21 protein-coding genes and 2 pseudogenes are annotated in these 22,412 nt (G+C 55.7%); 6 read left to right on the top strand and 17 right to left on the bottom strand.

The genetic code is table 11. The annotated features are described in order from the left end of the window. Positions 1-41 precede the first annotated feature (41 nt). From C4J92_RS23450 to C4J92_RS23430, 5 genes and pseudogenes are all read right to left on the bottom strand, one after another. Entirely contained in the window at positions 42-1,181 is a 1,140-nt protein-coding gene (locus C4J92_RS23450; protein ID WP_124405403.1) for a Fic family protein, read from the bottom strand. 580 nt (positions 1,182-1,761) lie between these two features. Then, the gene (locus C4J92_RS23445) at positions 1,762-2,001 is read right to left on the bottom strand and encodes a hypothetical protein (protein WP_256657431.1); all 240 of its coding nucleotides are present in this window, start codon (positions 1,999-2,001) and stop codon (positions 1,762-1,764) included. A 123-nt stretch (positions 2,002-2,124) separates the two neighbouring features. Further along, positions 2,125-2,781 carry a hypothetical protein gene (locus tag C4J92_RS23440; protein ID WP_124405402.1) on the bottom strand — a complete coding sequence of 219 codons (657 nt, stop codon included), beginning with the start codon at positions 2,779-2,781 and terminating at the stop codon, positions 2,125-2,127. 2 nt (positions 2,782-2,783) lie between these two features. Beyond that, a complete protein-coding gene (locus C4J92_RS23435) occupies positions 2,784-7,379 on the bottom strand; it encodes an RHS repeat-associated core domain-containing protein (protein ID WP_124405401.1) in 4,596 nt (1,531 codons plus the stop codon). A gap of 228 nt (positions 7,380-7,607) precedes the next feature. Then, positions 7,608-7,739 (bottom strand): annotated as a pseudogene (locus tag C4J92_RS23430) (MerR family DNA-binding transcriptional regulator); the annotation flags it as partial. Between the two features lie 193 nt (positions 7,740-7,932). Here C4J92_RS23430 and C4J92_RS23420 point away from each other — a divergent pair. Then, entirely contained in the window at positions 7,933-8,964 is a 1,032-nt protein-coding gene (locus C4J92_RS23420) for a YhcG family protein (protein ID WP_124405400.1), read from the top strand. Positions 8,965-9,025: 61 nt separating this feature from the next. On the opposite strand, the gene ycaC is transcribed toward C4J92_RS23420, so the two are convergent. After that, on the bottom strand, positions 9,026-9,658 hold the full coding sequence (gene ycaC / locus C4J92_RS23415; protein ID WP_003239464.1) for an isochorismate family cysteine hydrolase YcaC: 633 nt from the start codon (positions 9,656-9,658) through the stop codon (positions 9,026-9,028). Between the two features lie 208 nt (positions 9,659-9,866). Here ycaC and C4J92_RS23410 point away from each other — a divergent pair, with 208 nt between their 5' ends. From C4J92_RS23410 to C4J92_RS23405, 3 genes are all read left to right on the top strand, one after another. Continuing rightward, positions 9,867-10,631, top strand: a complete 765-nt coding sequence (locus tag C4J92_RS23410) for a type IV toxin-antitoxin system AbiEi family antitoxin (protein WP_124405399.1) — start codon at positions 9,867-9,869, stop codon at positions 10,629-10,631. Between the two features lie 63 nt (positions 10,632-10,694). Then, entirely contained in the window at positions 10,695-10,949 is a 255-nt protein-coding gene (locus tag C4J92_RS27290) for a nucleotidyl transferase AbiEii/AbiGii toxin family protein (RefSeq protein ID WP_256657429.1), read from the top strand. Then, entirely contained in the window at positions 10,912-11,334 is a 423-nt protein-coding gene (locus C4J92_RS23405) for a hypothetical protein (RefSeq protein ID WP_256657428.1), read from the top strand. The genes C4J92_RS27290 and C4J92_RS23405 overlap by 38 nt, the downstream gene beginning before the upstream one ends. Before the next feature lie 86 nt (positions 11,335-11,420). On the opposite strand, the pseudogene C4J92_RS23400 reads toward C4J92_RS23405, so the two are convergent. The 4 genes and pseudogenes from C4J92_RS23400 to C4J92_RS23385 form a co-directional block, all read right to left on the bottom strand. Then, positions 11,421-11,564: pseudogene (locus C4J92_RS23400) on the bottom strand (hydrolase); the annotation flags it as partial. 67 nt (positions 11,565-11,631) lie between these two features. Further along, positions 11,632-12,726 (bottom strand): macro domain-containing protein, encoded by a 1,095-nt coding sequence (locus C4J92_RS23395; RefSeq protein ID WP_124371997.1) that lies wholly within the window; start codon positions 12,724-12,726, stop codon positions 11,632-11,634. Then, positions 12,723-13,367: a DUF4433 domain-containing protein gene (locus tag C4J92_RS23390; protein WP_124405398.1), complete on the bottom strand. Its 645-nt coding sequence runs from the start codon at positions 13,365-13,367 to the stop codon at positions 12,723-12,725. Before C4J92_RS23390 ends, C4J92_RS23395 begins: the two co-directional genes overlap by 4 nt. Continuing rightward, positions 13,364-13,936: a DarT ssDNA thymidine ADP-ribosyltransferase family protein gene (locus C4J92_RS23385; protein WP_124371995.1), complete on the bottom strand. Its 573-nt coding sequence runs from the start codon at positions 13,934-13,936 to the stop codon at positions 13,364-13,366. The genes C4J92_RS23390 and C4J92_RS23385 overlap by 4 nt, the downstream gene beginning before the upstream one ends. A gap of 498 nt (positions 13,937-14,434) precedes the next feature. Here C4J92_RS23385 and C4J92_RS23380 point away from each other — a divergent pair, with 498 nt between their 5' ends. Further along, positions 14,435-14,671 carry a hypothetical protein gene (locus C4J92_RS23380; protein ID WP_124405397.1) on the top strand — a complete coding sequence of 79 codons (237 nt, stop codon included), beginning with the start codon at positions 14,435-14,437 and terminating at the stop codon, positions 14,669-14,671. Between the two features lie 215 nt (positions 14,672-14,886). Beyond that, on the top strand, positions 14,887-15,990 hold the full coding sequence (locus tag C4J92_RS23375) for an endonuclease NucS domain-containing protein (RefSeq protein WP_124371994.1): 1,104 nt from the start codon (positions 14,887-14,889) through the stop codon (positions 15,988-15,990). Positions 15,991-16,232: 242 nt separating this feature from the next. Here the strand turns inward: C4J92_RS23375 and C4J92_RS23365 are convergent, their stop codons facing one another. The 7 genes from C4J92_RS23365 to C4J92_RS23335 all read right to left on the bottom strand — a co-directional run bounded on the left by C4J92_RS23365 (position 16,233) and on the right by C4J92_RS23335 (position 22,397). Then, positions 16,233-16,997, bottom strand: coding sequence for a S24 family peptidase (locus C4J92_RS23365; RefSeq protein WP_124405396.1), 765 nt, complete (start codon positions 16,995-16,997; stop codon positions 16,233-16,235). 209 nt (positions 16,998-17,206) lie between these two features. Further along, positions 17,207-17,734: an inorganic diphosphatase gene (gene ppa / locus C4J92_RS23360; protein WP_003176323.1), complete on the bottom strand. Its 528-nt coding sequence runs from the start codon at positions 17,732-17,734 to the stop codon at positions 17,207-17,209. Between the two features lie 108 nt (positions 17,735-17,842). After that, positions 17,843-18,658 (bottom strand): zinc-dependent peptidase, encoded by an 816-nt coding sequence (locus C4J92_RS23355; RefSeq protein ID WP_124405395.1) that lies wholly within the window; start codon positions 18,656-18,658, stop codon positions 17,843-17,845. 6 nt (positions 18,659-18,664) lie between these two features. Next, a complete protein-coding gene (locus C4J92_RS23350) occupies positions 18,665-19,321 on the bottom strand; it encodes a DedA family protein (protein WP_124405394.1) in 657 nt (218 codons plus the stop codon). 301 nt (positions 19,322-19,622) lie between these two features. Continuing rightward, positions 19,623-20,081, bottom strand: coding sequence for an N-acetyltransferase (locus C4J92_RS23345; RefSeq protein ID WP_124364575.1), 459 nt, complete (start codon positions 20,079-20,081; stop codon positions 19,623-19,625). Positions 20,082-20,172: 91 nt separating this feature from the next. Then, positions 20,173-21,006, bottom strand: coding sequence for an ethanolamine ammonia-lyase subunit EutC (gene eutC, locus C4J92_RS23340; RefSeq protein ID WP_124405393.1), 834 nt, complete (start codon positions 21,004-21,006; stop codon positions 20,173-20,175). After that, complete coding sequence (locus C4J92_RS23335) at positions 21,003-22,397, bottom strand: ethanolamine ammonia-lyase subunit EutB (RefSeq protein WP_124405392.1); 1,395 nt, start codon at positions 22,395-22,397, stop codon at positions 21,003-21,005. The genes eutC and C4J92_RS23335 overlap by 4 nt, the downstream gene beginning before the upstream one ends. Between the last annotated feature and the right edge of the window lie 15 nt (positions 22,398-22,412).

Here is a 22,412-nt window from a genome sequence, read left to right as displayed (position 1 = left end):
ACTAGCAGACATGGGGGATTGGGGCAAATGAGTGGGGGGTGTCATTCGCCTTGGGTATTGACCTGGTAACGCGTGCTGCGACCGCTTCCGGGGAGACGGATCAGGCACTTTTTTTCCAGCAAATCAGACAGATGGCGGGTGGCTGTCGCCTTGGACACTTTGGCGACTGCCTGGTACTGCGCGGCGCTGATCCCATGCTCAAAGCCTTTATCACCACCGTCGAGCAGACGATTGAGTACTTTGACCTGCTCGGCAGATAACGCAGCGCCGCGGTGTTGGTCCCAGAACCGGGTCTTGCTCAACACACGGTCTATCCGCGCCATCGCCTGCTGCAGGCTGCGTAACAATGTTCTCAGGAACCACTCCAGCCAATCTGTAATATCAAGTGTGGCCTTTTGGCTGGACTCCAGCGCTTTGTAGTAACCCGATCGGTCGTCAAGGATACTGGCTGACATCGCATAAAAGCGTATCGCGTGATGGTCGCCCTGGGCCAAGGCCAAGTCAGTGATGGCGCGTGTCAGGCGACCATTACCGTCATCGAACGGGTGAAGTGTGACAAACCAGAAATGCGCAATGCCAGCGCGTATGAACGGGTCCAGTTCTGGTTGATGGCGGCTCAGTTCGAACCATTCAAGGAAGTCATCCAGCGCCTGCTCCAACCCCTGGCGTGGCGGCGCCTCAAAGTGCACGGTCGGCCGGTCAAGACGCCCCGATACCACCTGCATAGGCTCATCCCCTCGCAACCCCCCGACATTCATGCTTCGCGCGGTAAGGCCCGCTTCCGAAGTTGGGAACAGCAAATGGTGCCAATGCATTAAACGCGCGTACGTGAACGGCTGAGCGTATTGCTCGGTGGCATCCATCATCAGATCAGCGAGACCTTCACTTCTGCGGCTTACCTGGCCGGCTTTCGTGGCCTCCAGGCCTAACCGTCGCGCCAGGGAGGACCGCACCGAGCCGACATTCAGTTGCTCACCTTCAATAGCGGAGGAGGTCAGAATGTTTTGCAGCAGCGCGTCCAGTTCGTTCTGCGCGCTGGCTGCCTGACCAGCGGAGCCGAGCATGCCTAGGAGTTTGCCTTGGGAGTGACCGCAGTCGCGCAGCAAAGCAGCCAAGCGTCCGGGCTGCCAGTGGAAATGGGGCCAGTCGATGTGTTGCCAGATCCAGCGTGAATAATCCATGGGCGGGGGCCTGGGAGTGAGTCGAATGGAGAGGTTATTCGGCTCATATTGTGAGCCGATTGTGCTGGTTATTCGGCTCACCGTCTAGACTTGATCTGTGAGTGGCGCCGTGATGGTGATGAGGGACGGTTATTAACACCTCAGTGGAAACTGGCGTCGATTCTTTCAATCTCTAGTTTGATAAAGTGCTCATTGCATTCGGGATGAACGTAATGTATGTCCTCATCATGAAGTGATGTGAAAGTGACGAACATGTTATTACTCAAATATCCGTAGAGAACATAGGCGTAACCTCGACCTATCCGTTTTACCAAAGTTCGGCTGACCACTGTGCGCTCAATTTCGTAATCGTCGGAAAGGTTTAATGTCAGCTCCACGGCATACGTTTTTCCTACTTCTAGCTCGTAGGGGCAGTAGCTGATAAAGCAGTTTATGAACGTACCCTCAATGAGCAGTGTAACGTCTTCTTCAACATGTTTGTTGAGCGCTATAACTTCTGCTGTTTTTAAATTTATATTCATTGTTTAAAAATAGAAAAAGACGCCAGTTTTTTTATCGATAGCTAATTTATTTAGATGGATTAATTTTTTAGTAATTCGGGGTTTTCAGGTAATGATTTTTTTTCCAGTATTCTCAGTATTTCGGAAAGATCTTCGTGATTTTTAATATGTTCATCCTCGTAGTCATCGATAAGTTTTCTCAAGGAATTGTTGATTTCTTCGAATATTCCTGAGTTTTGAAGCTGTAGGTGTTCTGCGTTTGTGAGGATGAGTCTTGCCATTTGGTCGTCTGGGCAGGCGTTGATATCTAGCAAAGACATGGCCTTGTCAGTCAGCGGCGTGCACATTATTTTCATTGCTTATCCCTATGTGCTACTTTTTTTGCCCCGCTCTTATTAATCTGAGTCTTGTTGGTTGGGTATTATTTTCGACAAGGTTTCTGATTAGTCTGAGCGATTTGTATGGGTGTTGTTTATATAGTTGCAAATTTCGCTTTCTCGTAATTGGTTGAAATTGTGCTCAATAAGATTTAAGAGTGTGCGGCTTTCGCCGTTAGTTGCGTAAAAAAATTGAGCTGCTGCATGGGTTTCTGAGTCATAAAATCTGCATAGCATGGTGTCAAGTTGTGATTCCAAAAAAATACTTATTTTCTCTGGCGTGATGCGATCTTCAAAAATTTTCATTTTGTCCCAGAGTTGTTCTATATCAGTTCCGTTTTTTTCCATAATAATTAGTGTGCCGTGAGAGCCCTCCAGAGCTAGATTGTCTATATTTTTTGGGCTGCTCGGAAGGTTTCTAATGGTGCTATAAATATTACTTATTTCATTTTTTTTGAACAGGTCGCCAGAGTTCAATGTGCTGATTTTGTTTTTTTTGTATAAATATTCTTCAGTTCGTGAGTTGAATGCGGCGCCAGTGGCGGCGCGCCATTCTCTTTTTATACGCCACTCTACTAATGGCTCCATAATCTCGCACCATGATCGCCATAGGTTGCTAAAGCTGTGGTTTATTAATGTCGTAGTAACGAATTTCACATCATTTGTAGGGCGTGCGCTTTCCCATGGTCTTATGCCGAATTCGCTTATGTATGCGGTTTTCATTTTTATCTCTTGAAGTAGGTGTGTGAATTGTCACCGGTTTTTAATGGGGCTTTGATTTCATTTACCGTAGTTTTGGTGTTGAAGTGAGGTCCATGATTGCCTTTTTTGTGACCTAGCGAATGCTCATATATTTTAGTTAGATGGTTCTTTGCTAAGCTGAAAACGTACACTCGTCCTACAGTATGGCAATCCTGATCGCGAATGGTTTCTCGGTAGATGCCTATCGGTTGAGTATTTCTTGGTATGCCTCCAATCTCTTTGGCTCTTCTAAATGCGCCGTTTCTTGACAGTTTGCTATCGAAACCTTTCGGAAGCTCTACATCCCCTTCATTGGCCTTGACGTTTTCCGCAGGATCTTCAGAGCGATGTGCCGGCTTATATCCATCAATGCCTGGACATCTACTCAGCCCCAGCGGATCCACCCACCCCGTTGGGTTGGGCGCATATCGGTATGCATTGATCCCACCCGCCAGCTTCACCGGGTCGGGCGTCAAGTAACGACCAATATCCGGATTGTAGTAGCGATGGCGGTTGTAGTGCAGGCCGCTTTCCTGGTCGAAGTATTGGCCTTGGAAACGTAGCGGGTTGTCAATTTTGCCTACGTCGAGGCGGCTGATTTCGCCGTAGGCGCGGTAATGGGCGGACCAGACGATTTCGCCTTCAGGCGTGGTGAGTTCTTGCGGTGTGCCGAGGTGGTCGAGTTGGTAGTGGTAGGGCTTTGTTTCTGCTGGACCGAAGCCTTCCAGCAGTGCCAATGGGCGGAAGCTGTCGGGTTCGTAGAGGTAGCTGCGATGACGATCCGCGTGATGCTCAGCGACTACTTTGTCGCCTTGCCAGAAGAACTCGGTGGTTTTCCCATCCACGGTTTTGCTGATACGCCGCCCAAACGGATCATAGCGATAACTCGCGCTTTGGCCGTTGGGCTTGGTGATGCCGATTAGCCGATGCTGGCAGTCGTAGCGGTATTCGGTGACGAGCTGATGGCCCTTGCCACGTCGCTCGTGGATGAGGTTGCCGAAGGCGTCATAGTCGTAATGGTGATCGCCTTGGATCATCAATCGATTACCCGCGACGATGTCCGGGCCCGGCCTGTCCTGCATGAGCAGGTTGCCGGCAGGGTTGTGGCCGAAACGTTCTTGTATGTCTTGCGAGTGATCGGCGCGGGTCAGGCGGTGGAGTGGGTCGTAGCGGTAAAGGTGTTCGCCTTTGCGGGTGTCGTGCAGGCGGGTGAGGTTGCCGGTTTTGTCGTAGTCGTAATGGCGTTGGTAGAGGTGGTTTTGCTGTTGCGTGACGGCGTGGGCGTGCAGGCGGTTTTGGTCGTCGTAGTGGTAGTGGCTGAGGAGTTGGCCTTGTTGGCGTTGGTGTTCGCGGCCGGCTTTGAACAGGTGGGAAGTCAGCAGCGCACCGTTCAGCTCGACGGTGGCGAGATGCCCGCCTTTGTCGTGGTTGAAGGTGAGGCGGTTGTTGTCTGGCAGGCGCAGGTTTTTTAACTGACCGCAGGCGTCGTAGCCGTAGCGCAAAGTGCCCCAGCCTTGGTGTTCGGCAGTGAGGCGGTTTTGGCGGTCGTACTCGTAGGCCAGGAACCAGTGGCCGTCGTCGACGCTGAGGAGGTTGCCTTGGCGGTCGTAGGCATAGTCGACAGCGCTGCCGTCGGGGAGGGTTTTTCTTACAAGGCGACCGGCATAGTCGCGCTGGTATTGAGTGACGAGCTGACTGCAATCGTCGCCGTATTCGGTTTTTTCCAGCAGGTTGCCGTTGAGGTCGTAGGTGTACGCGGTGCGTTGGCCGTCGAAGCCGGTTTCCTGTTGGATCAGGCCGTTGGGGTGGTAGTCGAGCTGGTAGGTTTCGCCGACTTCGTTTTCGATGGCGGTCAGCAGCAAGCGGGCGTTGTCGTAGCGGTACTTGAGCTGGGTGCCGTCGGCATTGATGCGGCGGCTGATCAGGTGCAGGCCGTCGGCGTATTCGTAGCGGGTGACGTGGCCCAATTCATCGTGCTCGGCGATGATTTTTCCGTAGGGGTTGTAGCTGAATTCTCGTATGGCACCGTCCGGCAGTACCAAGCGAGTTAACCGACCCACGCCGTCCCATTGATACTGGGTCAGCGCGCCCTGTTCATCCTCACGCGCAATCTGCCGGCCCAGCTCGTCATAGCGGTAGCGCTTGATCCCGCCATTGGGCAATTGCTCTTCAACGAGCTGCCCGCGTTCATTCCACACCAAGCGATGGCAGCTGTGATCCGGATACCAAACCCCGGTCAGTTGTCCCTGTTTGTCGTAGCTGTAGTCGGTCGCGTTGCCATCGGGATCGATCTGGCGAATGACATCGCCCTGGTCATTGCGCTCGTATTTCCAGACCGCTTGGCCACGGCGCATAACCCGTACGAAACCGTTGTCATGCTCGTAGGACGTCGGCTCATCATCCCCCGGAAACAGCGCGATCAAGCGTCCGGCGTCGTCGTATTGATAGGCCGTCACCGCACCCAGCGGGTCCTGCTCGACGGTCAGGCGGCCCTTGTCATCGTAGGATTTGAAATGCTGAGCGCCATCCGGATCGATGCGCTGTACCAGCCGCGCCCGCTGGTCATGTACGTAAACTTCCTGGCTGCCGTCGGCGTTGTGCACGGTGACGCGACCGTCATCGCCCCAGACATACCGCGTGTCCATCTGCGAAAAACTGGCCCAGTGCCGAATACAGCGCGCTGCCTTGCCAGCGCGTTCCCATTCCCAAAAGAAACTCGCCCCACCGGCCAGTTGGCGCTCAAGAATGACGTGCTGCTCGTCGTACCGATAACGCTCACACTCACCGACAGCGTTGGTCGCTGAAACCAGTCGTCCACTGTCGTCATAGGTGTAGGAAACGACGTTCTGCTCGGTCACCCAGACGAAGGGTTCATGCCCTGTGGCGCGATGAACCTGGTAGTCCACCGCGACAATGCGATCCAGCTCATAGCGCAAGAGCAAAGAGCGGCCCACGCCGTTATCCAGTCGCTCAATCCGCCCCAACCGATCCCGGACAACCAACAACCGGTTGTCATACGCATCGCTGATCGCCGTTAGCACACCGTCGCGAAAGTGGTAGAAGCGCGACGCCTGGGCCAGCACCAACTCATCAGGCAACGACCCTAAGTAAATCGCCGCTTCCGCCAGGCTGTTGGTAATCGCCGGTCGAGCAGCCGTCGGCAAGGGCAGGGTGGTCGAGCGATTCTCATGGTCGGTCCACACCGCCGAATCGCCTGACACCACAAGCCGCTGCGCCAGCGCATGACTCCAACCAAACCCCAAGCCACAGTCCACTTCCACCGCACTGGTGCGATACAAACGCGTCCACTCGAATGGCAAGACCCCATCCAGCGCGCCATCGGTAAGTGTCAGCAGTTCCTCGCCGGTGACCATCGACACCGGGCAGCCGTGGGTGACGGTCTTTTCCGCCGGAGCCGCCGCATCCCCCTTCGGGTTTGACGCCACGGCAGGCACATCATCCACATGCTCTTTGTGCCGCAGCACCGCGTTCTGCCGAGCCTTCCAGCGCATCTGCAGGGTGCCCTGTTTCAGCCCACCGACCACCCCTCGAACCGCCACCGCTTTATAGCGATCCACCGCCTGCATAAACTTGGTCAGAATCGCCAACATACTCTGTACGAAGCCAGCCGCGGCCTCAACAATCCGAGCGCCATACTTGACCAGCCGCAAGCTTAAATACGCCACACCCGCCGCCGGTAAGGCGATGGTCAGCACCGCGTCAATCACCAGATCAATCAGCAGCGATACTATTAACCCTGCAGCCACTTCCGCGACCTGGCTCGGCGGCAACGCGTCCAGCCATATCATCGCCGTACGTATCAGCAGGTACAGTGCAGCCTCATCGCTGGCGAGCAACATCGCCTGTTCCATGATCTTGGGGGCATCGGTGGCGATTTGCGCCAACTTGGCTGCCTGGGCTCCCAGTTGTTCTACATATTGCAACGGATCTTCAAGGATCGACTGCACCAGCTTTATGCTGTCCCACACATCACGGATCGCCGCCCAACTGCCCGCCAGTACGCCGCTGCCAATTGCACTGGCCGTGGATTGCTGCCAATGCGGCTTGAAGTCCTTCCACTGATCGCGCAGCCATTGCTCCAGGTCTGCTGTCAGCCCGGCATAAGAGTCAAACAAGGCATCCACTTGCTGCGCTGAAACTCCGCCTTGAACCCGAACTTGATAGCGCCCGCCAGCGGCGCAGTAGTGCGAACCCTCGCCGTGTTCATCGAGCATGATCACTGCTGAGCTACCGTCATCCAGGCGGGTCACCTCAACGGGGATGTCGCCAATCGGCACGTCATACAGCGACTCGAACCTGCTCTGGATCTTAAGCACGCCACCCGCAGGGCAAAGAGCCACGGTAGAGAAATCCGCGTCGGTAAGGCTCACCGACTGCTGCGAATCCCCGGCCCGTAACACCCGGTCCATTCCCAGCAACGACGGCATATCCGTGGCATGGCTCACCGAATCCAGTGTCCGGGAATACCAGGCACCCATTTGCTGGCGATAAATCATCAGGCTCTGATGGAAAGTATCCAGCTCATATTCGATCGAGGTGATGTGGGCAGCGTGGGTCATCCATGACGTCTCGGCAGAAGGCAAGGCGTCGGAGTCTGCCCCAGCGAAAGGCAGCTGGATGAGTGGTTTGAAAAATCAGATTGCACTTACAAAGGGCGGGCAATAGTCGATGGCGACTGATGCCCACGGAGCACTTCAGATTGCGATGCTGCTGATTGACGAATAGTGCCCAATGAGCGCCTTTCAGCAGGACTCAAATGCATTCAACCAGACCCCCATCCGTTGCGATTCGAAACTTTGCGCCGTATAGACGCGATGACCGCCCTGGCGCTGGGGCTCGGGCATCAACCTGATGACCTCATAATGACGAAACGCCTTGATGGTCGTGCCGGACACCTGCGCGGCTTTGCCGATATGCATGAAAAGTTCTTTTTCAGATAGTGCGCCGGCCTATTTCAGCCGGTTGGCCCTCTGCGTCAGCGAAGAGCCCCGCGCGGGCCCGAACAGCAGGACCGTTCCGTAAGGTAAGCAGGACCCTTCCTAGACTATTTAAGAGCTCTTGTGACGGCCCGGCGGCTTGACTAGCCTGCCGAAAACACAAGAGTGAAAAAGTATGAACGAGGCCTCTATCGGTTTAAACGCGCCGCCTGATGGCTACACCGATTGGCTGACAGGCCTCAAGAGCCGTATCCATAACGCACAGCAGCGCGCGTCAATCGCGGTCAATCGTGAATTGGTGATGCTCTACTGGCAGATTGGACGCGAAATTTTGGCCCGTCAGAGCGATCAAGGCTGGGGGAGCAAAGTGATCGACCGCCTTGCGCAGGATCTGCGTGCAGCGTTTCCCGACATTAAGGGTTTTTCGCCGCGCAACCTCAAGTACATGCGTGCTTTTGCCGAGGCGTGGCCGGATTCGGAATTTGTGCAACAGGCTGCTGCACAATTGCCCTGGGGTCACAACGTGGTGTTGCTCGAAAAGCTTCCCGGCCCGGAAACACGTCGCTGGTACATCACCCAGGCAGTTAAACACAGCTGGTCGCGGAACACGCTGTTACTGCACATCGAAAATTGCTTGCTGGAGCGCAGTGGCAAGGCAGTCAGCAACTTCGAAAGCCATTTGCCCAAGGCACAATCCGATCTGGCACGAGAATCTCTCAAGGACCCTTATCGCTTTGACTTCCTAAGCCTGGGCCTGGATGCGAAAGAGCGTGATATCGAAAATGCTTTGATCAAACATGTCACTGAGTTCTTATTAGAGTTGGGCGCGGGCTTTGCCTACGTTGGCCGGCAAGTACTGCTGAATGTTGGCGGTGATGAGTTCTTCGTTGACCTGTTGTTTTACCATTTGAAACTGCGCTGCTACGTAGTGATCGAACTCAAGGCGGGTAAATTCAAGCCCGAGCATCTGGGCAAGTTGAGCTTCTATCTCGCGGCTGTAGATGCCGAACTGAAGCACCCACAGGATGGCCCGACCATTGGCCTGTTGCTGTGCAAGGGTAAAAATGAGGTGGTGGCTGAATATGCTCTGCGCGATAACAACCGGCCTATCGGTGTGGCGGAATATCAGTGGGTAGAGTCTTTGTCGGCAGAACTGCAGACCAGTTTGCCCAGCATTGAGCAGATAGAGAGAGAGCTGGCGGGGTAAGCCGGTTCAAACACCGAAAGCCTGCCTTTTCAGGGCAGGCTTATCGTCACACTGGGCTGACTTATTTCTGCTGAGCTGTCAGCGCCGCATACCCATTCATCAAATTGCGATAGTTAGGAATGCGCTGGGACAACAGGTTGCCCAAGCCTTCGATATCGTTGCGCCAGTCGCGGTGCAACTCACACGCCACCGAAAACCAGTTCATCAATTGCGCACCGGCCTGGGTCATCCGGCTCCATGCCGCCTGCTGCACAGTGGTATTGAACGTGCCCGACGCATCCGTTACCACGAACACCTCAAACCCTTCCGCCAGCGCCGACAAGGTCGGGAACGCCACGCACACATCCGTCACGACACCGGCGATGATGATCTGCTTACGCCCGGTGGCCTTGATCGCCTTGACGAAGTCTTCGTTGTCCCACGCATTGATCTGACCAGGGCGAGCGATATACGGCGCGTCCGGGAACATTTCCTTCAACTCCGGCACTAGCGGGCCGTTGGGGCCTTGCTCGAAACTGGTGGTGAGAATGGTCGGCAGATTGAAGAACTTGGCCAGGTCGGCCAAGGCCAGCACGTTGTTCTTGAACTCGTTGGGGGAGAAGTCCTGCACCAGGGAGATCAGGCCGGTCTGGTGGTCGACCAGCAGGACAATGGCGTCGTCTTTGTTCAAGCGGCTGTAGGTTGGAGTGCTCATGGTTGAATCCTTTTTTGTTTAGGTTGGTTGGGCGTTGTGTTCAACATGGGCACAGATTAATGGTTGGTCTGAGAGTGATAAATCGGCTGGCGCGTGTCTTACCGTCAACAAGAAGGAGACAATCAAAAGGTGGAAAAGAATGACTCCAAGTAGCGCTACCATGGTTTAATATTCATTATATAAAGACCCTTATAGGGTGATATTTTAAATGAAAATAAACTATCTTCTAGCGAATTGGCCATCGAGCGTCATCGCCACCCAAGCGTGGCTGAGCGAACAGGGCGTTGGCCCGAATCTCATTCAGAAATATCAGCAAACAGGCTGGGTCGAACGCGTGGGTCACGGTGCCTGGAAACGCAGCGGCGAGAGTATCGACTGGCACGGCGGTGTGTTCGCGTTGCAACAGGGCGCAACAGTGCAGGTCTGGCCGGGCGGCGCGACGGCCTTGAGCTTGGCCGGTTACAGCCATTACCTGACGTTTGGAAAAGAGTCTGTAGATCTATTCGGCCTGTCAGGGGCCGTTCTTCCCGGTTGGTTTCGCAAGCATGCATGGGAAGCGCAGGTGAACTTCTATCCGGGCGTGCTCTTTACGGAATTGGAAGATATGGCGTTACAACTTTTCCAAATGCCTTACCGTCAATTCGCGCTAAAAATCTCCACCCCGGAACGTGCGGTGCTCGAGCTTATTCACCAAAGCGCCGACGAGATGCTGTTCAGCGGCGTGGCCGATATCCTCAACGGGCTTGCCACACTGAGCCCAAAGCGCCTGCAGACTCTGCTTGAAGCGTGCAACTCCATCCGCGTCAAACGTGTGTTCTTTGTGCTGGCGCGTAAGGCGGGCCATGCCTGGTACGCGCGAATAGATCGTTCCAGCATCGATCTAGGCAAGGGCAAGCGGCAAATCATCCGGGGCGGTCGACTCGATAACGAGTTCCTTATTACCGTTCCGGAGCGTTTTGCCAATGCCACTTGATCCACGTTATGCCGCTCAGGTTCGTCTGTTGGTGCAGGTCATTCCTTACGTAGCGGCGCAACGATGTTTTGCACTGAAGGGCGGAACGTTCAGGACCAAATCAAGATTGAAGTTTCGCCGGTGCTACGCGGCACCGTGCATCCACCGACGACGCAAGACGTAGTGCCACGGGTCGAGGATGAATTCGGGTTCGCCTCCATGGCAGTGGTGTCCTTGCCCGACCTATACGGCGGCAAAAGCTGCGCTGCGCTGGAACGGCAACATCCCCCCGAGACCCGACGTGATGTTGATGCTTCGAGAGGAAGGGCAGGCGCGTGAAATCTTCGTGGGCTTTCTGGTGTACCTGATCAGCCACAGCCGTCCCATGGCTGAGTTGCTTGCGCCCCGCTGGAAACCATTGGCGGGCGCGTTTCAGGCTGAATTCGCCGGCATGACGCGAGAGCCCGTCACACTTGGCCAGTTAGAAGCGACCAGAGAGTCGTTGTTGACTGCGATCCGCCAACAATTCAATGAGCAGGATGCTGCCTTCCTGATCTCGATCGAACAGGGAGAGTCTGACTGGAAGACGCTGAACCTGCCGGGAATAGATCGTTTGCCTGCCGTGCAATGGAAACTGCACAACGTCAGGCAGATACCTGCTGCAAAACGGATGGAGGCAGTGGCAAAGCTGGAGACGGTGGTTGAGCGGTTGTTGGCAGGGTAGGCATGACGTGAAAAAGCCTGCTTTTCATAGCAGGCTTGTCTTAACGCTGGGTTTGCTTACCTCTGCTGCGCCGTCAGCGCCGCATATCAATTCATCAAATTTCGATAGTTAAGAATGCGCTGGGACAACAGACTCCCCAGGCCTTCGATATCGTTGCGCCAGTCGCGGTGCAACTCACACGCCACCGAGAACCAGTTCATCAACTGCGCACCGGCCTGGGTCATTTTATTTTTATCAGGTTCTAGTTAAGCATCAGAATCTTTCGTACAGGCTATTTACAGCCTGTACTCAAGATCCTCATATATGACAGGAAGCCATTTGATGGCTGAAGCTGCTGGAAGTGAGCCGTTTAAGCGCAATATCAAGTGCTTGATCGTCAAACAGCTTGTTTTTGCGAGCGGCTGCAGCGACACCGCCATCCCATTGTTTCAGTGCCTCACGTAAAGCCGGAACCGTCGGGGCTACATCTTCCTGGGTCAGCAGCCAGTCGACTGTTGCCAATAGCTCCATGCCGAAGGGTGACTCAAAGCCATCAATCAACTCCGCGGTAAGCTCCAAGGCCTGGGAATATTCCTTGGCTTCTGTTCTGAGATAGGTTTGTAGAAAGGCTCTGCGGTCTTGGTCAAACCAGATCACATCACTGTTTTCCGCATCGCTGATTCGCTTATCGCAATGCAGATAACTACCGTCCAGATTGTTAAGCAGGTGTTCCAGCCGATTGGCATACGGCCCGTACTTATGAGCAACAAATTTAAGATCCAGTGGGTTTTTGAGGCCTGGCCGCTTCTCAATTGCGCGTTCCAGGAACCAAGCCAGTTTCTGAATCTCAAGCAGGCTGCATTCCATGCCTAACACCCAGTAGCGTCGAACCAGTTCCGCAATGAGCGCTCGCGCAGGCGTAAGCTTTTCTACACCGTTGCGTTTGGCGACATTCAGATACTGATTGGATGGCTCAAAAACCAACACATCGACATCCAGATCGCTCAAGACATCCTCAATCTGTTCGCGAACGTCCGGCCATTTCAGACCACCGTTACCGGCCCCTAACGGAGGAACCGCAACCGACTTCACATGGTTTTCAATCAGAAAACGACGGAGGTCGTGCAGGCCTTCGATTATCCATGCCATCTGCGATGGTGATCGCCAGTGACGTTTGGTCGGGAAGTTAACGATCCAGCGAGGACCGTCCAGTTCGTTGACCGCAGTTACGTGCACTTCTCCGGTCTTTACTTCGCCAGCTTTACAGGCAGCAGCGTACAAGCGATAGTTTTCTGCAAAACGCTCCTTGAACATCAGCGCGATGCCCTTGCCCATCACGCCCACGGTATTCACCGTGTTGACGAGGACTTCGGTGTTGGCTTCCAGAAGGTTACCCTGGGTGAATCTGATCATGGGAAATACCATCCCGGACGAGCATGTACAGGCAACGTCAGGCCTCTTGCGGCGACGTCCTGCTCTATGCGTTCTTTCATCGCATCGGCGTAACACATGATGCCAAGGAGTCCTGTAATCGGTAAGTGGTGGTGAATCAGCGCTTCAGCCTGATAACGCTCCATTTTGCGAGGGTCATCGGGGTCACGTTTGAAGTCACGCCGTTGAAGGATAGACCAATCGATCTCGTGGAGATTCGCCAGGTCGCTGTAATAGTCTGTCCAATCCGGGTACGCATGTGCATTTGTGAAGACGAACGGTAGGCCAAGCTCGGCGACGCGGTGGAGGCTGGAGACCAGAATCACGATCTCGTCATTGCTGCGTTGCTGAACGCTCCAGCCGGAATGAATATTTTTCATCATCACAGAGAAGGGTGTGAAATAGAAGGGAACGTAGTCTGACAAAAAGCCTGAAGGAGCAATGGGGACACAGCGCGTGCGGCGTTTGTCGATTAAATCAACATTGCCTATGTTCACATATTGCGCAGCATGCACCTCTGAGCTGGCGCAGTGCAGGCCGTTGTCCAGAATCCAGGGCAAATTGTCGCGATGAACGATTCGCCAGATCAGAGCTTTTTCAGGATTCAGGTTGTTATAAATCATCTAAGAAACATTCCCCGATTCACTCCGATTTGTACATTAACGCCGGCCTCGCGCATTTTAGACCCACAGAGGGTTTCTACTTCAGCATTAGAAACAAAAACCTTGAAGAAATCGTTAGGGGAAACTACGTCGGGCGAAAGGCACTCAGCCATACAGATGCTTTTGCATTGGGGATCGTGGTAGTCCCTGGCATTCATAACCTCCCAATTGATGGTCTCGAAGCCATCGGCATAATCCAGCAACTGAATGGCATCGTTAGCCAATGGGTGGCGGGGAATGACCTTCCATTGCTTTCTAATTGCCACGTTTCGATGCACGGTAATCACAACAAATTGGGTGTCAGGCCTTCTGCGTTGAACGCTTCCATCGAATGGATTTGCGGCAAACCAGTGGAAAGGTACGTACTGATCTAGTGCGAGACCTTGTCGTTTTTTCAGAATGTCGGCATCAGCCACGTCTTCGAATGCCCTGAGCTGAGCTCGCGGTTTTAGCCCGTGCTGAAAAATACCGCTCAGGTTTTCTAGAGAAGTTAGGTGATAGAGAAGTTTTTGTTCCTTGATATCCGGCATATCGGTCTCCTTGACCTACGTGTGAGCTGAAGTTGTTCCATCCTGCTCGCCCATCCGTTGGCGGGATGGGATAGGTGATTCTATTGTGATATCAGTTTGGCTAGCAATGGCCGTGCTTTTTAGGAGGATTGCTAAAAATTATATGAGTCAGCAATTTTCTGACGTTCTCATATTCGTCGCGCCGGCAGGTCCGATCCCTTTCATTTGCAGGACGTTTCCTAGAGAATCCCAACCGCTTGCGCCAGCGAAATTGGGTGACTAGGCTGTCGACCGTCACTGCAATTCAGTGACCGGGTTTAGTCGCCCGGACTTCGCTAGGCGCATGCGCCATCTCAAAGACAGGTGTCTTCTCACCTGCACTTAATGGTGGCTGTGCGCAGGGCACCTTCGGGTGCACCGGTGCCTAGCGACCGGTCGACTAACCTGCGTACAGCCGCCACCTCTGCTCGTTTAGTCGCGAAAGGACGGTGGTATTTACTTACTGCTAGGAGTTTTGCTATGGATAACGTTTGTTCGCATTCACCGTCATCAGAAGTGACCAACCCTTTTACCGTCAATGAAGAACTGAGCTTCGAGGACGCCTGGGTGCAGGTGGCTGAGCTGCTGCATTGTGCGGTGGCCACGTCGCAGGTGCTCGGCGAGCCAATGGCTGCGCCGCAGAGGGCGGTGTTGCATTTGGTGGAGATGGCGAAGATGGTCGCGGATCGGGCGGTGGAGTGTTTGCAGCCGAGGTAATTTGACATTTGCAGTGGGGCAGCAATGTGCTAACTCACTGCCTTACAGGCCCGCCTGCTCTTACAGCGTTCATGTCGCCATCTGGCGTTTTGGCGACATATCAAACCATCCCTTTGTCATTTGGGCAGCGGTCTGCTGCTCATTTTAGCTTGTCGCCAGCACGGCGCGCGAGGGTGTTAGAGTCGCTAAAAACCACCTCATCAAGGATGTAGTAATTGCCTATAAAAACGGATGTTTGGACCGTCGGTGTTGCACCGAGCAAGCTCCCTTTGAGCCAATTGGTCAGTGAGCAGTTGCTTGAAAATATGATCCTCAACTCGCCAGGCATTCTCTCCGATGAATGGATGCTGATAGGCAAGCAAGAAAAAACCAGCTCAGGTGGGCGCATTGACCTGCTGGCGATCGATCCCGATGGATACTTGGTCCTGGTTGAACTCAAGCGCGACCGTACCCCTCGGGACGTAGTCGCCCAGACCCTCGATTACGCCGCTTGGGTTCAGGGTTTACAGCCAAATGAGATTGGCGCCATCTATGAGCGGTTCAAGCCTGGGAATACCCTCTATGCTGACTTTTTAGCGCGTTTTGGACGAGTCTTGAACGATGATGAGCTGAACCAAAGCCATCAACTGGTCATTGTCGCAACGGAATTGGACGCGAGCAGTGAGCGGATTGTTGAATACCTCAGCAAACGAGATATTCCGATCAACGTGCTGTGTTTTCAGATTTTCCAAATGGGTGATCAGCAACTACTGAGTCGGTCTTGGTTGCTCGATCCCGTTCAGACCCAAGTGAATGCGGTGTCAGCGAGCGAGGGGCATACCGAGCCCTGGAATGGCGAGTTCTATTGCTCGTTCGGCGACTCGACTTCACGCTCATGGGAAGATGCAAGGGAGTTTGGTTTTATCTCGGGCGGTGGTGGCGCCTGGTATAGCAGGACTCTGCAACTGCTTTCACCGGGGGATCGTGTTTGGGTCAACATTCCGCAACAGGGATACGTCGGTGTCGGAAGAGTGCGCGGGAAATCCACACCCGCGAACGAATTTACCGTCACTGTAAACGGCGAGGAGCGCCCTGTGCTTGAGGTTGCTAAGCGGGCAAATTATCACGCTGAATTTGTAGATGACCCAGAGCGGTGTGATTACTTTGTGTCGATTGAATGGCTGGATACCGTGCCGGTGAGCCAGGGTGTGCGGGAGACGGGGATGTTTGGGAATCAGAATACGATTTGTCGGCCCAGAACGCAGAAATGGCGGTGGACGATTGAACAGTTGAAGGAGAAGTTTGTTGGTTTTGATAAGGTGGTTGCGAGTATGTTGTAGCGATCCCTGACGGATTGATATTGCGCGTTCAGTAGATATTAAAAAGCCGGCTTGTGGCCGGCTTCTCGGGGACTGCCTCAGCTTGTTTTTGACAAACCTCATCAGCCTTCAAATCGCTCAACCCACATTGCGTCGGGCTGAATAGTAGGGGCATCTGCGGGAACTCCTCCGCATCGCCTGGCAGGGTAAATAGCTTAAAGCCACCCCTGCCAAATGTGCGGCGCATGATACCCACATTCACCTCAGTTGCCCACCTCCGATTCAGAGCCTTCCCAGCCCAGCAGGTGTTCGTCCAGCGGCACCGGTGGGCGGCGGTTGTTGAGGGTGGACCACCAGAATACCCAGCCGACTATTTGGAAGTTCTGCTCGAAGCGTTCGTCGTAGGTGAGGTATTCGTCCGGGTGTTCGCTGGCGTTGTGGCTGCGCATGCGCAGGCCACCGCCAGGTCGGTTGTAGAGGTATTTGATGCGCAGCATGCCGTCGTGTTCGACGGCATAGATTTCGCCGTCGATGATTTGGGTGCGGCCTTTATCGATGGCGAGGGTGGCGCCTTGTTGGATGATGTCGATCATGCTGTTGTCGACCATGTAGGCGCCTACCGCGCGGTCGGGATTTACGTTGAGTGTTTCGAGGGTGTGCTGGGTGATGCGGATGCGTTCGGTTGAGGTGAATGTGGGGTGGAGGGGGATCTCCACGTCGGTATTATCCGGGCGGCAGGCAGGGCCTGTGAGGTATTTGCCGATGTCTTCGCGGGTCGGTGCAATCCTTGCGGTGGGGCCGTCCAACAGGTAGTTGACCGGTGGGTGTTTGGGGCCGCGACCGTCGCTTAACCAGCGACTGGAAACGCACAGCAGTTCTGCGAACTCGTTGAGTCGGCCCATGGGGACGCCGCGTTTGAACCAGTTGTTCACGTGCTGAGGCGTGACGCCGCGATTCTTGGCGAAGTCGGAGGCGGAAAGATGAACTTCCCGTAATAGCGCTTTTAAACGATCACCTGATGTATTCATAAACGCAGAGTTTACCGGCCAGGAAAACTATTCAAATAAACTATGCGTTGAGTTGCGCGTGTAGGCTTTTCCTTAGTTGTAGCTTTATTCTTCATTTATTAGTGTTAGTTAAACACCGAAAGTTAAGAGTTGAACTCGGCGTTTAATGTTCATAAAAAAGCCCCGAATAATCGGGGCTTTTTAATTGCCGTGGCAATGAGGCGCAAGTATCAGCCTTTGTAGGCGGCTACCGACTTCATGATCTCGGCGCGGGCAGCGTCTGCGTTGCCCCAACCGTCGATCTTCACCCATTTGCCTTTTTCGAGGTCTTTGTAGTTCTCGAAGAAGTGCTTGATCTGTTCCAGCAGCAGTGGCGGCAGGTCGGTGTATTCCTTAACGTCGACGTACAGCTGGGACAGCTTGTCGTGTGGCACTGCGATGACTTTAGCATCGCCGCCGCCGTCGTCGGTCATGTTCAGGATGCCGACCGGGCGTGCGCGGATGACCGAGCCTGGGGTGACCGGGTAAGGGGTCACGACCAGCACGTCGAGGGGATCACCGTCGTCAGCCAGGGTGTTGGGGATGAAACCGTAGTTGGCCGGGTAGAACATCGGGGTGGCCATGAAACGGTCAACGAACAGGCAGTCGCTGTCTTTGTCGATTTCGTATTTGATCGGCGCGTGGTTGGCCGGAATTTCGATGGCGACGTAGATGTCGTTCGGCAGGTCTTTGCCAGCCGGAATCTTGCTGTAGCTCATTGGGCGTTGCCCCCGTAGTTGGCCATATGACATGGCCGGATTGGCCTAAAAGTGGCGGCGATTATAGGCATATTCTGACGCCGATGCCATGCGCCAAGCGTCGTACGGTCATTCGACCTGCGGCTGGTAGCGCGGGTCGTGGGCTTGCAGTTGGGTCAGGCGGGTCAGCGGGTCCTGGCGGTAAAAGCGGCTGAGTTGGGCGTACACCTGTGGGTAATGGCTGACCAGTAAATCCGGGGCGCTGAAAAAATACTCGCTGGTGACGGCAAAGAATTCCGCCGGGTTTTCCGCTGCGTACGGGTCGATCTCGGTGTCGGCGTCCGGGTTGGCGTCGAGTTGGCGATTGAGGTCGTCGAAGGCGCTTTGCATCACGCTGGCCCATTCCTGCACGCGCATGTCGTTATGCAGCGGGGGCAGGCCGTTGGCGTCGCCGTTGAGCATGTCGAGTTTGTGCGCCAGCTCATGGATGACCAGGTTGTAGCCTTCCCATTGGCCGCTGGCCAGTACGCCGGGCCAGGCGAGGATCACCGGGCCTTGTTGCCAGGCTTCGCCGCTGTGCTCGCCGTCCCACTCATGTTCCACGCCGCTGGCATCGCGATGACGTTGCGGGCTGAGAAAGTCGTCAGGGTACAGCACGATTTCATGAAAGCCCTGATACCAGTCGAGGTCACCCAGGTTCATCAGCGGCAGTTGCGCCTGGGCGGCGAGTAGCAGGCGTTGTTCCTGATGCAGTTCGACGCCGGGCAGGGCGGTGAGGTGTTTTTCGGCGAGGAACAGCACACAGGCTTCGCGCAGCCACTGGTCTTGCTCGGCGGTGATGCCGTCGAGGAAGGTCAGGTGGTGACGCACCCGTTGCCAGGTGTCATCGGCAATCGGGTGCTTGGCCAGCAGGCGCCGGCGACGCCAGGCGCTGAGGGACCACATGGGCGATCAGTGCGGGTTGGCTTCGGAGGAGGTGCGGCCAAAGCGGCTGCGCACCACGCCGATGATCATCGGCACAAGGGATAGCAAGATGATGAACACCACCAGCAACGACAGGTTCTTCTTGATAAATGGCACATTGCCGAAGAAGTAGCCCAGGGTCACCAGGCCACCGACCCAGAGAATGGTGCCCAGCACGCTGAAACCGAAGAAACGCGGGTAGGGCATTTTGGCAATGCCGGCGACGAACGGCGCGAAGGTGCGCAGGATCGGCAGGAAGCGCGCCAGGGTTACAGTCTTGCCGCCGTGCTTGTCGTAGAAGTCGTGGGTTTTTCGCAGGTAGTCGCGGCGGAAAATTTTCGAGTTCGGGTTGCTGAACAAGCGCTCGCCCACGGTTCGTCCTATTACATAGTTGGTGCTGTCGCCGAGGATGGCTGCCAGCATCAGCAGGCCGGCCAGCAACACCGGGTCCATGCCGCCACCTGCGGCGACAGCGCCGGCGATGAACAGCAACGAATCACCCGGCAGGAACGGCATGACCACCAGGCCGGTCTCGCAAAAAATCACCAGGAACAGAATGGCGTAGATCCACGGACCATAGTTGGTTACCAGCATGTCGAGGTAAACGTCGAGATGCAGGATAAGGTCAAGCGGGTTGAAATCCATGGATGGCACCTGTGTGAATGGCCCGGCTCAGCAGGCCAGTGCGGGGACGACGGGGAATAAGGCTACACGTGTATGTCGAGATTCTTACAACCCTGAAAGGTCGGCATTATACGGATTGAATGGTGAAAAGCGTGTGGCTTTTGTAGCGGGGAGTGTCGTGAAAGTGTGAAGCGGTTGGGTGCCGGTTTAATGTGGGAGGGGGCTTGCTCCCGATGGCGGTGGGTCAGTGACATGAATATTGGCTGACACACCGCTATCGGGAGCAAGCCCCCTCCCACAAGGGATCTGTGGTGTTTGCGGGCTATTCTTCGTTGATCGACAGCACGTAGTTTTTGAATTCGGTGTCTTCGCGAAACCCTATCGACTCATAGGTCTTTTGCGCCACGTCGTTGTCGCTGCTGGTAGACACCCGCAACCGCACCGCGTGGGTTTCCTTGGCCATTTTCTTCGCCGTGCGCATCAGGTTGTCGGCGACCAATTGTCGACGTGCGTCCTCGGCCACATAGATGTCATTGAGGATCCACACGCGTTTTAACGACAACGACGAAAAGCTCGGATACAGCTGGCAGAACCCCAGCAGCCGTTTGTCATCATCATCGGCCAGCGCCAGGTAGATCACCGATTCCTTGCGCCGCAGGCGCTTTTCCAGAAAGGCCCGCGACGAGTCCGGGAACGGCAGGGCACCATAGAATTCGCGGTATTTGACGAACAACGGGGTCAGCAGGTCCAGGTGTTCCAGGGTCGCTTGAGTAATCCGCATGCCAGGCCTCAACATCCAAATGGGTATGACCACACGCGCGGCCGTGGCCTGATGCTGCCTAATGCCGCGAAAAAGCGCAATCGTGCGGCGATCAATCCGCAGGGGGGCTAAGCAGGAAGTTGCCTTTCATCAGGTCCGGGTCATCTGATTCGATCGTCTGCAGTTGCGCTTCATCCTTGAGATGGACCCCCGACAGTTGCCGGCGACAGGCCTCGCGCATCAGGTACAGCAGGCGGTGGGCCGCCATGCCGTAACTCAGGCCTTCCAGGCGCACATTGGAGATGCAGTTGCGATAGGCATCGGTGAGGCCGACCTTGGGGTTGTAGGTGAAATACAGGCCCAGGCTGTCCGGCGAACTCAGCCCCGGCCGTTCGCCGATCAGGATCACCGCCATTTTGGCGCCGAGTAGCTGCCCGATCTCATCGGCCACGGCGACGCGGCCCTGTTCCACCAGGATCACCGGTGACAGGGACCAACCTTCGGCGTGGGTCTGTTCTTCCAGGCGTGCAAGAAAAGGCGCGGTGTGTTTATGCACGGCCAGCGCCGACAGGCCATCGGCCACCACGATCGCCAGGTCCACGCCATCGGGATGCGCCGACGCGTAATCGCGCAAGGTATGCGCCGATTCATCGCTGAGGCGGCGTCCCAGATCCGGCCGTTGCAGGTACATATGCCGGTCGGTGGCGGCGCTGTGCAGCAACAGGCTGTCGCGGCCGCGTTCGGCGAACTGGCGGCTCAGCGCTTCATGGTCGAAGGGCAGATGCACCGCATCCCGCGCCTGGGCGTGGGCCAACTGGAAATCCAGCTGCGCGTTGGTGGGAATGCTGGTGCCGGTGCGGCCCAGGGCAATGCGCGCCGGGGTCAGGCGGCGCAATTGCAGCCAGGGGTTGTCAGGCAGGTCGAGTTGCACAGGCGGCTCCTTCATCCCAGTTGCGCCAACGCGTGGCGGAACGCCGGTGGCAGGCTGTTGCCGAAGCGCACCTTGCCGTCGGCTTGCGTAAAGATGCCCATTTTCGCCAGCCATTGCTCGAACTCCGGCGCCGGTTTCAACCCCAGTGTCTGGCGCGCGTACAGCGCGTCGTGGAACGAGGTGGTCTGGTAATTGAGCATGATGTCGTCGGAGCCGGGGATGCCCATGATGAAATTGATCCCGGCCACGCCGAGCAGGGTCAGCAGGGTGTCCATGTCGTCCTGGTCGGCTTCGGCGTGGTTGGTGTAGCAGATGTCGCAACCCATCGGCACACCGAGCAGCTTGCCGCAGAAGTGGTCTTCGAGCCCGGCGCGGATGATCTGTTTGCCGTTGTAGAGGTATTCGGGGCCGATAAAGCCGACCACGGTGTTCACCAGAAACGGTTTGAAGTGCCGGGCCACGGCATAGGCGCGGGTTTCACAGGTTTGCTGGTCCACGCCAAAATGCGCGTTGGCCGACAAGGCGCTGCCCTGGCCGGTTTCGAAATACATCAGGTTCTGCCCCAGGGTGCCGCGGTTGAGGCTCAAGCCCGCGTCGTAGCCTTCCTGCAGCAGGCTCAGGCTGATGCCGAAACTGGCGTTGGCCGCTTCGGTGCCGGCGATCGACTGGAACACCAGGTCCAGCGGCACGCCACGGTTGATGGCTTCGATGGAGGTGGTGACGTGGGTCAGCACGCAGGCCTGGGTGGGGATGTCGTAGCGCTGGATGATTGCGTCGAGCATCTCCAGCATGGCGCAGATCGAGGCGATGCTGTCAGTGGCCGGGTTGATGCCGATCATCGCGTCGCCGTTGCCGTAGAGCAGGCCGTCGAGAATGCTGGCGGCGATGCCGGCCGGTTCGTCGGTGGGATGGTTGGGTTGCAGGCGTGTGGACAGGCGCCCGCGCAGGCCCATGGTGCCGCGAAATTGGGTGACCACGCGGATCTTCTGTGCCACCAGTACCAGGTCCTGCACGCGCATGATCTTGGACACGGCGGCGGCCATTTCCGGTGTCAGCCCCGGCGCCAGTGCGCGTAGGGATTGTTCATCGGCGGCGTCGCTGAGCAGCCAGTCGCGCAGGCCGCCGACGGTCAGGTGGCTGACCGTGGCGAAGGCCAGTTTGTCGTGGGTGTCGACGATCAGCCGGGTGACTTCGTCGGTTTCATAGGGAATCAACACTTCTTCCAGGAAGTGCTTGAGCGGGGTGTTCGCCAGCGCCATTTGGGCCGCGACCCGTTCGCCATCATTGTGCGCCGCCACACCCGCCAGGAAGTCGCCGGAGCGCGCCGGGCTGGCCTTGGCCATCAGGTCCTTGAGGCTGTCGAAGCGGTAGGTCTGTGCACCCACCGCGTGGGAAAAGCTTGCCATACAGTGTCTCCTTGA

Source organism: Pseudomonas sp. R3-18-08 (assembly GCF_003852065.1).
In the GTDB taxonomy this organism is placed as follows: Bacteria; Pseudomonadota; Gammaproteobacteria; order Pseudomonadales; family Pseudomonadaceae; genus Aquipseudomonas.
The sequence above is the reverse complement of the archived record's forward strand: the minus strand, read 5'-3'. Positions and strand labels throughout refer to the sequence as shown.